This is a genomic window from Chryseobacterium sp. JK1 (assembly GCF_050632815.1).
In the GTDB taxonomy this organism is placed as follows: domain Bacteria; phylum Bacteroidota; class Bacteroidia; order Flavobacteriales; family Weeksellaceae; genus Chryseobacterium.
Genome location: NZ_JBODRU010000001.1, coordinates 2,398,552 through 2,413,718, shown reverse-complemented (window position 1 = coordinate 2,413,718; position 15,167 = coordinate 2,398,552). Strand labels below are relative to the sequence as shown.

11 protein-coding genes and 1 pseudogene are annotated in these 15,167 nt (G+C 36.2%); 3 read left to right on the top strand and 9 right to left on the bottom strand.

What is annotated here, in order from left to right; genetic code table 11:
* Positions 1-184: 184 nt before the first annotated feature.
* Positions 185-1,573, top strand: coding sequence for a dihydrolipoyl dehydrogenase (gene lpdA, locus ACQ76T_RS11000; protein ID WP_431343336.1), 1,389 nt, complete (start codon positions 185-187; stop codon positions 1,571-1,573).
* Between the two features lie 255 nt (positions 1,574-1,828).
* Positions 1,829-2,629: a patatin-like phospholipase family protein gene (locus ACQ76T_RS10995; protein WP_431343335.1), complete on the top strand. Its 801-nt coding sequence runs from the start codon at positions 1,829-1,831 to the stop codon at positions 2,627-2,629.
* Positions 2,630-2,764: 135 nt separating this feature from the next.
* On the opposite strand, the gene ACQ76T_RS10990 is transcribed toward ACQ76T_RS10995, so the two are convergent.
* The 5 genes from ACQ76T_RS10990 to ACQ76T_RS10970 all read right to left on the bottom strand — a co-directional run bounded on the left by ACQ76T_RS10990 (position 2,765) and on the right by ACQ76T_RS10970 (position 7,007).
* Positions 2,765-3,205: a hypothetical protein gene (locus ACQ76T_RS10990; RefSeq protein ID WP_431343334.1), complete on the bottom strand. Its 441-nt coding sequence runs from the start codon at positions 3,203-3,205 to the stop codon at positions 2,765-2,767.
* Between the two features lie 352 nt (positions 3,206-3,557).
* Positions 3,558-4,253, bottom strand: a complete 696-nt coding sequence (locus tag ACQ76T_RS10985) for an ABC transporter ATP-binding protein (RefSeq protein ID WP_431343333.1) — start codon at positions 4,251-4,253, stop codon at positions 3,558-3,560.
* A gap of 80 nt (positions 4,254-4,333) precedes the next feature.
* A complete protein-coding gene (locus ACQ76T_RS10980) occupies positions 4,334-4,882 on the bottom strand; it encodes a hypothetical protein (protein WP_431343332.1) in 549 nt (182 codons plus the stop codon).
* Positions 4,883-5,254: 372 nt separating this feature from the next.
* The gene (locus tag ACQ76T_RS10975) at positions 5,255-5,950 is read right to left on the bottom strand and encodes a LytR/AlgR family response regulator transcription factor (RefSeq protein ID WP_431343331.1); all 696 of its coding nucleotides are present in this window, start codon (positions 5,948-5,950) and stop codon (positions 5,255-5,257) included.
* Positions 5,943-7,007 carry a sensor histidine kinase gene (locus tag ACQ76T_RS10970; RefSeq protein WP_431343330.1) on the bottom strand — a complete coding sequence of 355 codons (1,065 nt, stop codon included), beginning with the start codon at positions 7,005-7,007 and terminating at the stop codon, positions 5,943-5,945. The genes ACQ76T_RS10975 and ACQ76T_RS10970 overlap by 8 nt, the downstream gene beginning before the upstream one ends.
* Positions 7,008-7,190: 183 nt before the next feature.
* On the opposite strand from ACQ76T_RS10970, the gene ACQ76T_RS10965 reads away from it, so the two are divergent.
* Complete coding sequence (locus ACQ76T_RS10965; RefSeq protein WP_431343329.1) at positions 7,191-8,303, top strand: acyltransferase family protein; 1,113 nt, start codon at positions 7,191-7,193, stop codon at positions 8,301-8,303.
* A 78-nt stretch (positions 8,304-8,381) separates the two neighbouring features.
* Here the strand turns inward: ACQ76T_RS10965 and ACQ76T_RS10960 are convergent, their stop codons facing one another.
* From ACQ76T_RS10960 to ACQ76T_RS10945, 4 genes and pseudogenes are all read right to left on the bottom strand, one after another.
* Entirely contained in the window at positions 8,382-9,419 is a 1,038-nt protein-coding gene (locus tag ACQ76T_RS10960) for a serine hydrolase domain-containing protein (RefSeq protein ID WP_431343328.1), read from the bottom strand.
* Positions 9,420-9,422: 3 nt separating this feature from the next.
* Positions 9,423-10,313: pseudogene (gene bla / locus ACQ76T_RS10955) on the bottom strand (class A beta-lactamase).
* Positions 10,314-10,566: 253 nt separating this feature from the next.
* Positions 10,567-12,030 carry a RagB/SusD family nutrient uptake outer membrane protein gene (locus ACQ76T_RS10950; protein ID WP_431343327.1) on the bottom strand — a complete coding sequence of 488 codons (1,464 nt, stop codon included), beginning with the start codon at positions 12,028-12,030 and terminating at the stop codon, positions 10,567-10,569.
* A gap of 9 nt (positions 12,031-12,039) precedes the next feature.
* A complete protein-coding gene (locus ACQ76T_RS10945) occupies positions 12,040-14,994 on the bottom strand; it encodes a SusC/RagA family TonB-linked outer membrane protein (protein ID WP_431343326.1) in 2,955 nt (984 codons plus the stop codon).
* Positions 14,995-15,167 lie beyond the last annotated feature (173 nt).

The following is a 15,167-nucleotide window of genomic DNA, read 5'->3' as shown; positions in this document are numbered from 1 at the left end:
CAGAGTGGGTTTTGTAATGTTTTTAATATAAATTGAAAAATATTGAAAAAGGATACGTTTTGTGTCCTTTTTCTTTGTTTAAAATTGAATAAAAACAGCCTTATTAATGCATTTTAAGATCGGGTTTCATAAACATGAAACATCCAATATTTTTCCTTAAATTCGCATAAAAATTTTTAAAGTAATGAATTACGATATTATTGTCATTGGAAGTGGTCCTGGTGGATATGTTACCGCGATCAGAGCAGCACAGTTGGGTTTCAAAACTGCAATTATCGAGAAAGAAAACTTAGGAGGAATCTGCTTGAACTGGGGATGTATTCCAACTAAAGCTTTATTAAAATCGGCTCAGGTTTTTCATTATATCAACCATGCTGAAGATTATGGTTTGAACAAAGTGGAAGCAAGCTTTGAATTTCCGAATGTAATCCAGAGAAGCCGTGGTGTTGCCAGCAAAATGAGCAAAGGAATCGAGTTCTTGATGAAAAAGAATAAGATTGACGTAATTCTAGGTACTGCAAAAGTACAGAAAGGAAAAAAAGTTTCTGTTACAGATAAAGAAGGTAAAGTAACTGAATATACAGGTACTCATATTATTATCGCAACTGGAGCTCGTTCAAGAGAATTGCCAAACTTACCTCAGGATGGTAAAAAAGTAATCGGATACAGACAGGCATTATCTCTTCCTGAACAGCCAAAATCTATGATCGTAGTAGGTTCTGGAGCTATCGGAGTAGAATTTGCTGATTTCTATAACACAATGGGAACTAAAGTAACTGTTGTTGAATTTATGCCAAACATTGTTCCTGTAGAGGATGAAGAAATTTCTAAACACTTAGAGAAATCTCTGAAAAAGACAGGAATTGAAATTATGACCAATGCTTCTGTAGAAAGCGTTGATACTACAGGTGAAGGCGTAAAAGCTACTGTAAAAACAGCGAATGGAAACATTATCCTTGAAGCTGATATCTTATTATCTGCTGTAGGTATTGCTGCCAACATCGAAAACATCGGTTTAGAAGAAGTGGGAATCCAGACAGATAAAGGAAGAGTATTGGTAAACGAATGGTACGAAACTTCTGTACCGGGATACTATGCAATTGGTGATATCATCCCAACTCAGGCATTGGCTCACGTTGCTTCTGCTGAAGGAATCACTTGTGTTGAGAAAATCAAAGGAATGCATGTTGAGAAAATCGACTATGGCAATATCCCTGGATGTACTTACTGCCACCCTGAAGTAGCATCTGTAGGTCTTACAGAAAAGCAGGCTAAAGAAAAAGGATATGAAATCAAAGTTGGTAAATTCCCTCTTTCTGCAAGTGGTAAAGCGACTGCAAATGGAAATACAGATGGTTTCATCAAAGTAATTTTCGATGCTAAATATGGTGAGTGGTTAGGATGTCACATGATCGGAGAAGGTGTAACGGATATGGTTGCTGAGGCTGTTGTAGCAAGAAAACTTGAAACTACAGGTCATGAGATCATCAAGTCTATCCACCCACACCCGACAGTATCAGAAGCCATTATGGAAGCTGCTGCTGCTGCGTACGGTGAAGTGATTCATATTTAATCTGAAATACATGAATCTATATAATAAAAGCCTGGAGAAATCCAGGCTTTTTTGATGTAGAGAAGAAATATGCGTAAATTAAACCTCACAGGTTTCAAAAAACTGTGAGGTTTATTGCTTATTATCTGTTTTCCTTAAAGTGTTTTGATTAAATTTTAGCTAGTATACAATGGGTTTTCATTAAAATAATTTTAAAATCAGCATATTTATAAAAATTAAGTCATTTATCTCATCGTGTTTTCTTAATTTTATTCAATGAATTTTGAGAAAGTAGGTCTTGTTTTATCAGGAGGTGGTACCAAAGGGATCGCCCATGCGGGAGTATTAAAATTCCTGAAAGAAAAAAACATAGATACCGATATCCTTTCCTGCTGCAGCGCTGGATCTATTGTAGGGTGTCTGCACGCAATAGGGAAAACCCCGGAAGAAATTCTGGACTTTTTCAATTCAGTCTATTTTTTCAACTGGAAGCATTTTACCTTTAACCAGCCGGGGCTGGTTTCTTCCATCATTTTCAGAAACTATCTAAAACCTATTTTTCATGAGATGAAACTTGGTGATTTAGATATGGAAGTAAAAATTGTAGCCACAGAATTAGTCTCCGGAACTCAGAAAATTTTTGATAAAAATTTTGAGATTGTGGATGCTATTATTGCCTCCTGTTCCATCCCAGGGATCACTACTCCTTATATTATTGGAGATGAAATGTACTGTGATGGGGGAGTTCTGAACAATTTTCCTGCGGACATTATCCGGGAAGATTGTGATAAGCTTATCGGGGTGTTTGTATCACCGCCAAGCGATGCTAAAATCAAAGATCTGAATTCTATCAAAGCTATTGTTTCCCGTTCCTATGATCTTCTTTCCTACAGAATAGAAAAAGTGAAATTTGAGTATTGCGACTGGTTTATTTCCTCTCAAAAACTGGCTACCTACGGAACTTTTGAAAGAGGGAAAGACCGTTTGGAGCAAATTTTTAATATAGGCTATAAAGCGGCAAAAGACAGCTATGAATCCAGTAGTTTTCTTACTGAGCTGAAACAGTCGGGGACATAAATATATCTTCTCATTATTTTTTTACTTTTTATAATTCTTGCTCAACAACACACTATAAGCCGTATAGAATATTAGAAAGGCCATCTTAAAAGTAAGATGACCCTTGTTTTTTTATAAAAGTAAGATAGCATAAGGCTATTTCTTCACTACATATCCATCCTGATTTACAATTTCATGATCGTTAGGATCATTTACCACCAGGGTATAAGGTGCTTTTTTCGCAGAATCTGTAAGATAATTTCTCCAGACCTGGTAGGTATGCCCTTGATTATTAAACAGAATATAATAGTTACCTCCGCTTCCATCCGGAACCAATTCACCGTCACTGATAATCATATTAGGTTTGGTGGTAATGTTGGCATTGGCGCTCCAGGATTGATACAGATACTTACCGTTGGGCTGCTTATCAAGTCTTATCTTAAACTTTTTGGTTTTAATAATGACTGTTTTTGGGATCTGTTGAAGAGTAGAAGAGGTTCTAAAACTATTATTTTCTGAAACATAAGGCACTTCTTTAGCATAAGCAAAAGAAAACTGAGCAAGGCAGAAGGCTCCTAATAATATATGCTTTACCATATTGAGTTGTTATTGGTTAACAAGCAAACTTTATCAAATATAACGCCATTATAAAAATGAGCCTTCGAAATTTTATAACTGATATTTCTTCTTATACTGATTTTCTGGAAATAAATTTTAGTGACTATATACAATTTTACATTACTGTCATTCTGACGAAGGAAGAATCTCATAATATGGCTTAGATTCTTCATTTCACTTCGTTACATTCAGAATGACAGAGTCATAATAATAAGATAACCGTATTAGTATAAAATTGTATATAATTACCTGAATTTTTAATTGAATACGGGTAGAATAATAAAGAGATAGAAGACTGCCTTTATTATTCTGCAGAATATTGATTATTTTGTCATGCTGTATAGCTTGCAAAAGCATCTTCCAGACTTTCAAATTTGCCTTTAAATTCATCAATAGGGCAGTCCTGCAGAATATTTCCTTTATGAATAAGAATCACTCTGGAACAAAGCGCTTCCACTTCCTGCATGATATGGGTAGACAGTAAAACTGTTTTTTGCTGACCAATTTCCTTAACTACATTTCTGATTTCGATGATCTGATTGGGATCCAAACCATTGGTAGGTTCATCCAGAATCAATAGATCTGGCTGGTGAATAATAGCCTGTGCAAGCCCTACACGTTGTTTGTACCCTTTAGACAACTGACCAATTTTTTTTGATTTTTCGGGGGTAATTCCTACCAATTCTATGACCTCATCTACTCTGGATTCTGAAATTTTATGAATATTGGCAACAAACTGAAGATATTCCTTTACATACATTTCCAGATAAAGCGGGTTGTTTTCAGGTAGGAAACCTATGTTTTTTTTGCTCTCAATTTCGTGGTCGGAAATATGTAATCCGTTAAAGATGATCTCTCCCTGATCTATTTTTAACGCTCCTACAATAGATTTCATCAGGGTAGATTTCCCGGCTCCGTTGGGACCCAGCAGACCGATGATCTCATTTTTGTCAATAGATATGTTGATGTTGTTGAGAGCAGTTTGTTCACCAAATTTTTTGGTTAGATTGATTATCTGAAGCGGCATAATTTTTAATGTCTTTTTGCAAAAATAAAATAAAAAAACTCATCCGTTAGAATGAGTTTCGTATTATTTGTAAAATATAATTATTTTTTCGGTTTTTTTCCATTTCCAGAACCACTGCCCGTATTGTTAGCCGATTTGTTGGGTACATTATTGTTGATAGTGGCAGGCTTTTCATACATAGCGAGTTTTCCATTGGTTCTCCCAAACACTTTTTCTACCTGTTTTTGGGTTAAAAACTGGGACTTTCCTACGTATTTTCTGTTTTTATTAATAATCTGGATAAACTGTACAGTCTGTTGGCCGTAGTTTCTCTCATAATGAAGTTCAATAATATCGTTGGGAAGTTCCAGAATGATATTTTCATCTGGTACGTTGGTAAAACCATCTATGATGAGTTTGTACAATCCTGTCACATCACCATTTAGGTTTTGGAATGAAAAAGATCTGATGGTGTTCAGATTACTGGTGTTCAAATCCTGATAATTGATGGTGAATTTATCATCCTTCTTATACAAACCAACGGAGTTGTCTTTACCGATTTCCACCAAACTTTCATTTTTCAATACTTTGATCTGTGAGAAAACCGAAATACTGAACATAAATATAATAAGTAGAATTATTTTTCTCATATGGTGAATTTTAATGTTTTATAAATTTGGTGCATATAAACTTACTAATAAAAAAGCTAAAAAGCAATTATAATGATTGTGACAAAAATAACATTTTTTTTTAATATGTATAGGGCTTAAGCGAGTAATATCACTAGGTTTTTCAATGATATAACAATTTGTTAATCATAAGGTTATTATGTTGTGCGGAAAAAAGCTTTTGATAAAAAGAGTTAAAAAAAATGAAAAAAAATGATAGATAATGTTCTGAAAAACAGGCTTAAAATATTTTCACTTTGTTTTGAATTAAAATTTATTTTAAATAAATGTTAAAATAAAGGCGGAAGAATGAGAATTCTATTCTTAAGGAGGGTAACGTGTTTACAAAAAGTGTTACAGCAGTTTATTTTTTAGAATAATGGACGTAAATGAATTGTATTCCTGCTTATAACTTCTTCCTACAGGGATCTCGTATTTTCCAAGAATCACTTCATGGTTGCCGAAAGCAGTGACGAATTCAGTGTTGATAATGAATGATCTGTGAATTCGGGTGAATCCTTTATTGCTCAGGATCTTTTCGAGATCTGAAATTTTGTGCTTTGAGATTATATTTTCTGCGGTATTCAGTACTATTTTTACATCATTCCCCTGACTTTCAAAATAGATGATTTCGGAAAGAAGGAGCTTTCTGTTCGTACCCTCTGTTTTAATGATGATAAAATCTTCTTTCGCATGGGCAGTAGTTCTCAGAAGACGTTCTACAGCCTTGAAAAAGCGTTCAAAAGTAATGGGTTTCAAAAGATAGTCTACTGCTTCCAGTTCAAAACCTTCCAGGGCAAAATCCCGGTATGCGGTTGTAAAAATGGTTTTGGGTTTGTTGGGAATAGATTTCAGAAAATCGATCCCGTTCAGATGAGGCATCTGAATATCGAGAAACATAAGATCTACCGGCTGGCTTTGAATCATCTTGTAAGCTTCCAGTGCATTTGTTGCTTTCGCGGAAAGATACAGACCATCAATCTTAGAGATATGGTTTTCCAGCAATGAAGCTGCCAAAGGTTCGTCGTCTACGATGATACAGTTAATCATGTTGTGAAGGAGTAATGAGTTCTACTTTAAAAATAAGATTTTCCTGTGAAATGTTACATGTGAAGTTTCCAGGATAATGATGCTGAAGCTGTTTCTGTATATTTTGAAGGCCAATGGCTTTTTCATTAACTGTCTGATTGGGAGAGACTGTATTTTCTATTCTAAAAACAGAATATTTTTCATCAGTTTCCACCTGAATGGTTATTTCTGTAGGTTCTGAAGTTTTTCCAGCCCCGTGTTTAAAGGCATTTTCAACCAAAGTAAGATAGAGAAGTGGTGGAATCGTATTGGCAGAATTGATAGTAACTGTCTTATTTACTTTTAATCTTTCAGAATGATAGCGAAGGCTTTCCAATGCAATATAATCATTGATAATGGAAAGCTCATCGGTAACAGAAACCCATTTTTTCTGACCTTTATAGAGAATATAATCCAGAATGTCTGAAAGCTGGCTGATGGATTGGGACGTTTGATTGGAATTGCTGATAGAAAGAGAATAGATATTATTCAGGGTATTAAACAAAAAGTGGGGATGAAGCTGAGCCTTTAGAGATTGTAGTTCAAGCTCGGTTTTCTCCTTTTGTAATCGGACACTATTTTCTTTTTCATCTTTATAACGTATGATAAACATGATGGAAATGAATATAAAAGCACCGCTGATAACAGGAAAAGTATAATGAAGGAGAAGGTACTTAATGTCCGTAAAAATACTGAAAAAGCTGTCTTGATCTTCTGTTACAAAAAAAGGTTCGGCCATATAAACAATAAAAATTCTGTTGATCACAGAAATGATATAAAGGCTGGCTATAAGATATAATGAAAATTCAAAATATCTTTTTCGGTCAGAAAAATGACGAATCAGAATATAGTAGATAAAATTGGCTCCCATGATCTGAAAAATCCAGTGACAGAAATTATAAATCACCAGTTCTTTTAGCGGCCCTTCGCTATATTCGCCATAGATTCTCCCTATTCCAAATAAAAACAGAGCAGGCCAGAACAATAGCTGAAAGTAAAAGCTTGGGTTGATAGGATTGTTCTTTCCGTTTTTCGTCATGATCAAAAATATAAAAATATAAGGGATAACACGTGAAACTCATGTGAAAAGCATTCAAATAAGTCTAAATAACACATTTCACATTTCAGGCAGCAAATATTGCATTTAACATTCAGATTTCGGTTGTCCAAATATTGTGGCGGAAAGATATTCTATCATTTGTCAATATTTGTAGAAAAAATAATGACAGAATCTTCAAAAAGGCTGTATGGGCTGGATCATCTGAGAGCCGTTGCCATTGTGTTGGTACTCATGTATCATTACCGCGCCTTCAGTCATCCGGAATGGATTGATACTATTGGTAAATTTGGGTGGACAGGAGTAGACCTGTTTTTTGTATTAAGTGGGTTTCTGATTTCGGGGCAGTTGTTTCAAGAGCTTGAAGAAAAGGGACAAATTCATTTAAAAGTATTTTATAACAAGCGCTTTTTCAGGATAATTCCGGCTTACTTTTTTACCCTTTTTCTGTATTTTATATTCCCTTTTTTCAGAGAAAGAGAAGCTTTATCTCCCTTATGGAAGTTTATGACTTTTACGCAGAATTATGGATTGGATGTTATTAAAAGAGGTACTTTTTCTCACGCGTGGTCTTTATGTATTGAAGAACAGTTTTATTTGGTTCTTCCGGTAATCCTTATTGTTCTGGCCCGGATCAAGTTGTTGAAGTATCTGGTGGTTCTGATTGTTTGCGTCGTTCTTTTTTCCATTATTTCCAGAGTTGTGATGTGGAATGAATATATTATTCCTACAAATAAAGAGTCTTCGGATTTTTGGCTTTTGTGGTATATGAAGATTTATTATCCTACTCATACCAGACTCGATGGATTGGGGATTGGAGTTCTTGCGGGTTATCTCATGCAATATTCAGCACCGTTTAAGCGTGTAGTACATCACAATGGGAATAAACTTTTTCTTTTGGGAATGATTATGTTGGGAATTTCGTTTTGGCTTTGTAGCGATCAGGTTTCGGAAATAGCTTCTATTTTAGGCTTTACAGCGGTTGCAGTAAGCTATGGTGTGATCGTGATTTCCGCTGTTTCATCATCATCATTTCTGTATCGGTCTAGATCTTATCTTACGGCGCAGCTGGCCGCTTTATCCTATGCCGTTTATCTTTCTCATAAAGGAATTATTCATATGGTACAGACTCTAATCCATTATTTTGATGGCGAGACGTCAGATAATATCTGTCTTATTATATGTTTAATGGCCTGTATTTTGGGAGGACTATTATACCGGTTTTTAATAGAAAACCCTTTTTCAGTTCTTAAGGCGAAAGTTTTAAAAAGAAAATAATAAATAAATAAAGTTGTCTCAAGAATCGATTTTTTGACTTTTGAGACCACTTACTTTTTATAATGAAATTACCAGACATTATTTTGAAGTCATATTTTTCAATACTACATTTTTAATGGCTGCTTCCTGAAAACTCCAGTTCACCCTGTTTTTAGGCATTTGGTTTTCAAGAATAATCAATGAGGTATCTGTAGAAGGGAAGTAAACATTCAGACAGGTAAAACCATCTCCAAGACCGGTTACTCCATAATAGGTAAGTCCTGCTTCTTTAATGATTCTTACATTATACCCAAACCCCATACTTTCTTTCCCGAAAACATTATGCTGAGACGTTGTGGAAGGGAAGAGCATCTGTTTCTTAAACTGTGGCGAAAGAAGATTTCCTTTAAAAAGTGCCTGATCCCATTTTGCAAGATCTTCAACCGTTGAAACAATCCCCGCAGAAGGTACTGTTTTATCGGTAATAAAAGATTCTTTTACCTTTTCAAACTGATTATTTTCACTTTCGAAACCCGATACCAGTGACTGGTTGTTTTGAGGATTGTAAACAAAAGTACGGTTCATCTTCAGTTTTTTGAAAAGTACCTCAGCCAGTTCTGTAAAACTTCTTCCGGTTGCACTTTTAAGAATATCTCCTAAAAGTGCATAAGACAGATTTCCATACTTAAACTGTGATCCAACTTTGAAAAGTGTTGGTTTTTCGATATCCGTAATACCATGCGTATGGTTCAGAAGATGATGGATGGTTACAGAATCTGCCCACGGCTGTGTAAGAGAGGGAAGATATTTTTTGATCGGAATATGAAGATCCAGCTTTCCCTGTTCTGCAGCCTGTAATACCAAAACCGCGGTTATTTGTTTAGAATTGGACATTATTTCAAACTGATCGTCTGTTTTCAAAAGGATCTTTTTTTCAAAATCTTTATATCCTTTTGCCTTCAGGTATTGTATTTTTCCTTTTTTAGAAACCAAAACAACACCATTGAATGTAAGCGGGGAAGTTGCAGCCATAATGCTGTCTATAGCATGAGTATAATTATTTGTTTTCTGGGCGTTTACAGTAAAAGATAGAAAAGCAGAAAGTGTGCAGGTTAGAAATGTTTTTTTAGAAATCATTGTTTATTCTTTGTTGTAGTAATCATATGTGGCTTTGGCAATATCTGCGATAATTCCTTCCGCATTTTCAAATTTTTCGAAAGTGTCATGAACAAAAACAGCAATATATATTCTCTTTTTACCGGGAAGTTCAATGATTCCGAAATCATTGATGGCTCCTGTCATTCCTGCTTTATTAGTAAAAGATGTTCCCGTTCTATGGGCTATCTTTACGGTATGGGGAAGCTTGCCTTTTAACCTTTTGGCTCCTGAAACATTATTGAGCATTGCGGTATAAAGCCATTGCGTATGTTCTTTGTTCAGGATTTTACCAGTATAAAAGCTCTGAAGCTGTCTGATGGCTTCGTTGGGCGTTATGGTATTGATAAACTGAGCTTCCCAGTCTTTATGCATATCTTCTTAGTTATTTTGAATAATGAAGTTCTTACTTTGAAGCATTTTTTGAACAGGTTCTGTACCGCCAATCAGTCTCAGAAGAATATCTGTTAAATTATTATCATTGTGCGAAACCATCCACTTCATGGCATCTTCAAGAGTGATCTCTATATTTCCGTCGGGATATTTTTCTTTGAAAGGGCTCCAGGTATTGTCTAAAAGTTCTTCCTTTTTAATGAATAATTTCTGTTGCATAGACAGTTCCCCCTTTTCTATTTTGCGAAGAATAGTTAACGCAATGGGAAATTTTACAGTACTCAGCATGGGATAAGGTTGATCTCCATTTATCTGTACTGCGGTTTTTTTGGAAAGGTCAACAATGGATACTCCTACATTTGCTTTCTTAGTTGAAATGATAGTGTTTATTGTTTCTCTTAGTTCTTTTGGATTTTTGGTTTGAGAGAAAAAAGGTGAGCTTAATAATAAGGCAAATAGTGTGAAAATAAAATTATTTTTCATTTTGAGTCTGGTGGGTGTGCGTTTATTGTTTTCAAATATAAGTTTTTAAGATATATTTTTTTAACGGATAGGTATAAAATTATTGAAAAGACAGAGATCTGTTTTTATAACACGTTTTCAATCTGTAAAGGTTGAAAACACCATGCTATTAACTTACTTCTAATAAAAGAATCGAGGCTGGCTCATTTTGAGCCAGCCTCGATCTTCAGAATATATTAAAATTGTTGTGCTTTACAGCAATGTGTTTACTTATCTATTCATTTTGTTTAATTTGCGGGTTGTTGTTAATTTCTTTATTCGGGATCTGAAATTTGAATTTATCCGGCGTCAGGTTAAACCTTCCAAAAGTATGATTGGTTCCTGTATACACTCTTTCCAACGGGACATTTAATCTCTTCATATCAAACCAGGCGTAGCCTTCACCCCAAAGTTCTATTCTTTTCTGAAGGATAATCTCATTGAGCAGATCATTGCCAGATTTTGTAGATAGGGTATAAGCCGCATTCCTTTTAGAAGTAATATCAAACAGAACCTGTCTTGCTTCTGCTTCTCGTCCCTGTCTTGCAAGAGCCTCCGCTTCTACATAATACAGTGAAGAAGCTCGGATATAGATATAGTCTCCTTCAAAAAGCGTTGGATCTTTAAACTTCCAGCTTACATAGGCTGGGTAGTTTTTTGTTTTACTGTTGAAGGTATACTGAGCATTCTGGCTGCCATTGAAAACTTTTTTACGGTAATCCGTATCCGGAATGGCTTCATAAAGACGTTTATCTATCAGCTTACGGATTTGAGCGGCACCTGCATATCCTTCATTGGTATTATCAAACATAGAAAAGAATGAGGCATAATAATTTCCGATCGTCATTGTGGCAGTCGTATTATGGAATCCCCAGATGACCTCAGGATTATTGATATTCGAAAACCCGGTTGTTGTGTAATCATTTTCCGTCATCAGAGCGATACCCTGTTTACTTTCCTGAGCATATTTTCCTGCTTTTGTATAATCTCCTGTTTGTAAAAACACCTCTGCTGCAATTGCTTTTGCCGTTCGCTGATCAATCTGAGCTCTTGACGGGCGTGCAAAACTGTCAAGGAGAGTTATAGATTCTTCAATATCCTTTGTGATTTGAGCATAGACTTCAGCTACTGTTGATCTTGGAAGTCCCTGATTGGGATTACTGCTCGTAAGCACCAATGGAAGACCCGGATCTGACTGATGATTTTTATAATCATTTGCATAAAAGCGGATCAGATGGAAGTACGAATAAGCTCTTAAAGCAAGTAATTGCCCCTTGATCGCTCTGTTTTTAGTGCTTGTGTCATTTTTGAGATCGTCAAGCAGTTTATTGATCACAAATATTCTTGCATAGAAAGTAGTCCATACAATCTCTGAGGCAATGTTACTGGCATTGGTCGCTTCATAGTTATAAAACATTCCCAGGTGCTGATTGGTAGATTGTATAACATCGTTGGACATCAGGTCTGCTCCAGCCTTTATTCCCATAATCCCGAAATCAGAGTGTACTGTTGTTCCTCCGGCTCCGTTGCTTCTTAGATCAAGGTAAATTCCACCCAGAATTTTTTCTGGCTTAGACTGGTCTTCATTCAGCTGTTCTCCGGATATATTTCCTTCCGGCAAAGTATTCAGATCATTGGCACAGCTTTGGGCTAGGAGGCTAATACCGGCGAGTGCTATAAAGTATTTTATTTTTTTCATTGTTTTCTTTTAAAATGTTAGTTTAAAACCTAGAGAAACGCTGGATAGCAGAGAATATCTGTAAGGATCAGATACTCCTGTTAAAGACGCTCTCGGGTCGTATCCTTTTCTTTTGGACCATAAGTAAAGGTTGTTTCCTGTAACATATAATTTTAATCCGGATAGCCCTGCTTGTCTGGCAAATGCATCCGGCAGTTGATAAGATAAACTCACATCCTGAAGGCTTATATAGTCTGATTTTATAAGATACAGTGTAGAATTTCCATTCTGATTGGTGGAAGTAAGATCTACTCGTGGCAGTTCTGCATTCGGATTTTCCGGAGTCCAGGTTTTGCTCAGATCAGTAGAATAATTGGAACCGTAGGTATCTGAATGGAACAGACTTCTGTAGATATCATCATACCCATATCCACCAAACTGGTAGGCGAAATTCACAGCTAGGTTAAAACGTTTAAAAGTTACGTCAGTTCCAAATCCTCCATATACTTTTGGAATGGCGGATTTTCCGGTATTATAATCTGTCGCTTCCTTATAGTTGTTGGTAATGGTTTTCTCTTCCTTTTGGGTTGTAGGATTTATGGTGGTGCGATACCATAAAGCATCCCCATTTTCAGGATTCACACCGGCAAACTCTTTAAGATAGTAAGTGTATCGGTCTCCTCCTTCAGTCAGAATAAATAGTCCTGTTACAAGTCCTGTATTTCTTTGTTCGGCGGGTAATTTTGTAATGGTATTTTTATAATGAGTAGCATTGGCGTACACATTCCACTGGAAATCTTCTGTACGGAAAATATCTACGTTAATACTAGCCTGTACTCCGCGGTTGGTCATATCACCTATATTTCCGTATTTCACGTAGGAACCGGCATTGGATGGAGGTAATGGCAGAGCATAGATCATATCCGATACTTTTCGTTCAAAATAATCGGCATTCAGCGTTATTCTGTTCTTTAAAATAGAAAGTTCAAACCCTGCATTCAGATTTTTGGAGGTTTCCCATTTAAGATCTTTATTTCCCTGTTTTTTCAGTGATAAAACGGGTTTTCCATCTCCGAAATTATTGATACCGTAGATGTCCTGATACGCATAGTAATCTCTGTTGGACCCATCCAAAAGGATATTGTCATTTCCTTGCTGCCCATAAGAAGCTTTTAATTTCAGAGAATTGATGACTGTGTTATCCTTCAGAAAATTTTCTTTTGCAACATTCCATGCCAGTCCCAATCCATAAAAATTTCCCCATCTGCTTTCCGGAGAAAAAACAGAAGAACCATCTCTTCTTATATTGGCGTTGAAAAAGTATTTTCCGTCATAATTATAAAGCAATCTTGAGAAGTAGCCTTCCACAGCATAGGTATAACCGTTTCCTGACAATTCTGTTATTTTTACAGCATTGTCAAAAGAGGCTGAGTTCGGCAGCAAAAGCTGTTGTTTTGAACCGGAAAAGCCTTCATTCTTTATTTTATTGAGTTCATGTCCTACAAGAATATTGAAATTATGTTTGTTCAGTTTCTTCTGATAGGTAAGCAATTGCTGGTGATTCAAAGTATATCTGAATGTAGAACCTTGCGATATTGTACCTCCTACCGATGAGGATGTTCCTCCCTCTGTATTTCCAAATTGAAGATTTTTTACATTTTCAAGATACGCTCCAAAATTATAGGTAAAATCCAGCCCTTTGATGATCTCATAATTTAATCCGAGATTGATATTGGTGATGTTATTAACCGTCTGAGATTTATTTTTCTGAAGATTTCCTACAGGATTTTCAAAAACGGCATAGGATCTTGTGCTTCCGTTAGGACCTTGCCCGTCTCCATAATCGTATAATGCGTCTCCATGAATATCGTAAAGCCTTTGGTAATTGTTATCTCTTAAGAACACAGGATAGAAAGGTGCTATATTTCTCGCAAACTGAAAAGGATTGGAAAAGCCACCTGTTTCTCCGAAGTCCTGCTTGCTGTAAGTATAGGACAGGGCACTTGTTAATTTTAATTTTGAAGTAATAGAGTAGTCTACATTGGACCTGATTCCAAACCGTTCAAATCCTGAAGAGATGAGATACCCTTTATCATCCAGATAATTTAAGGAAGTGTAAGATTTTACCTGATCACTATTAGCATTGATCCCAACGGTGGCTTCCCGTCTCAAAGCCGGTCTGAAAAGCAATTTTTTCCAGTCGTCCTGATACAATAATTGCGCGTCCTTGTTGAAAGTACCGTCTTTTCCAATCAACTTACTGAAAGGAACATTGTAAGCATCATATCCCAGTTTATTCAAAGCGGTAAGACCTACATCATGAGGACTGGCTCCTGAAGGAACGGCCCCCGGTTGTTTTAGTCGCGCTATTTCTCCAATTCTGGCTCTGTTGTAATAAGCGGTATAATAATCTTGTGGAGACGTATAAACCGAATAATCTTCTATAGATCTGAAGTTAACTCCGGTTCTGATATCAGCATCAATGCTTAACCCTTTATTCTTACCTCGTTTAGTATTCACAATGATGACTCCGTTAGCTCCTCTGGAACCATATAGAGCATTGGAGGAAGCATCTTCCAAGAAAGATATACTTTCAATATCTGACGCTGCAATACTGTTGAGGTTTCCGCTGTAAGGGATGCCATCCAATACAATCAGCGGATCGCTGGACGCATTAATGGAACCAATTCCTCTCATTCTGATCGTGGGCTGTGAACCCGGCTGACCCGATGAGATTACCTGTACTCCCGCTACTTTACCGCCAATTCCCTGCAGTACATTTCCGTTTTGAAGGCTGGACAGATCTTTGGCTTTTAAAGATTGTACAGAACCTGTTATTTCTTCTTTTTTCTGCTTTCCGAAAGCTACCACCACCACTTCTTTGATGGAGGTTTCGTTGGAAAGACTGTCTTTACTCTGTGCAAACCCATATTCCGCAAATAGCAGTAGGGCCAATACACCAAGTTTGCATTGTTTCTTTTTCATTATATTAATCTAGGTTTAAAATTAAAGGTGGATTACTGCTGATCTTTCTGCACAGGAATAGCAAATCTCTGCCTCCTTTTTCGGGGAGGTTATCGTAAGATGGAATGTTTAAAATTGTACAGGAGACTCTCCCGGATTCAACAAGTTGTAAGCTTATTGGCTTTAATTCCTAC

Coding starts and splice junctions, on each gene's coding strand:
- ACQ76T_RS10945 (WP_431343326.1), bottom strand. CDS start 14,994: ATGAAAAAGAAACAATGCAAACTTGGTGTATTGGCCCTACTGCTATTT.
- ACQ76T_RS10980 (WP_431343332.1), bottom strand. CDS start 4,882: ATGAGAAAAATAATTCTACTTATTATATTTATGTTCAGTATTTCGGTT.
- ACQ76T_RS10970 (WP_431343330.1), bottom strand. CDS start 7,007: ATGACGAAAAACGGAAAGAACAATCCTATCAACCCAAGCTTTTACTTT.
- ACQ76T_RS10950 (WP_431343327.1), bottom strand. CDS start 12,030: ATGAAAAAAATAAAATACTTTATAGCACTCGCCGGTATTAGCCTCCTA.
- ACQ76T_RS10985 (WP_431343333.1), bottom strand. CDS start 4,253: ATGCCGCTTCAGATAATCAATCTAACCAAAAAATTTGGTGAACAAACT.
- ACQ76T_RS10990 (WP_431343334.1), bottom strand. CDS start 3,205: ATGGTAAAGCATATATTATTAGGAGCCTTCTGCCTTGCTCAGTTTTCT.
- ACQ76T_RS10965 (WP_431343329.1), top strand. CDS start 7,191: ATGACAGAATCTTCAAAAAGGCTGTATGGGCTGGATCATCTGAGAGCC.
- ACQ76T_RS10960 (WP_431343328.1), bottom strand. CDS start 9,419: ATGATTTCTAAAAAAACATTTCTAACCTGCACACTTTCTGCTTTTCTA.
- ACQ76T_RS10995 (WP_431343335.1), top strand. CDS start 1,829: ATGAATTTTGAGAAAGTAGGTCTTGTTTTATCAGGAGGTGGTACCAAA.
- lpdA (WP_431343336.1), top strand. CDS start 185: ATGAATTACGATATTATTGTCATTGGAAGTGGTCCTGGTGGATATGTT.
- ACQ76T_RS10975 (WP_431343331.1), bottom strand. CDS start 5,950: ATGATTAACTGTATCATCGTAGACGACGAACCTTTGGCAGCTTCATTG.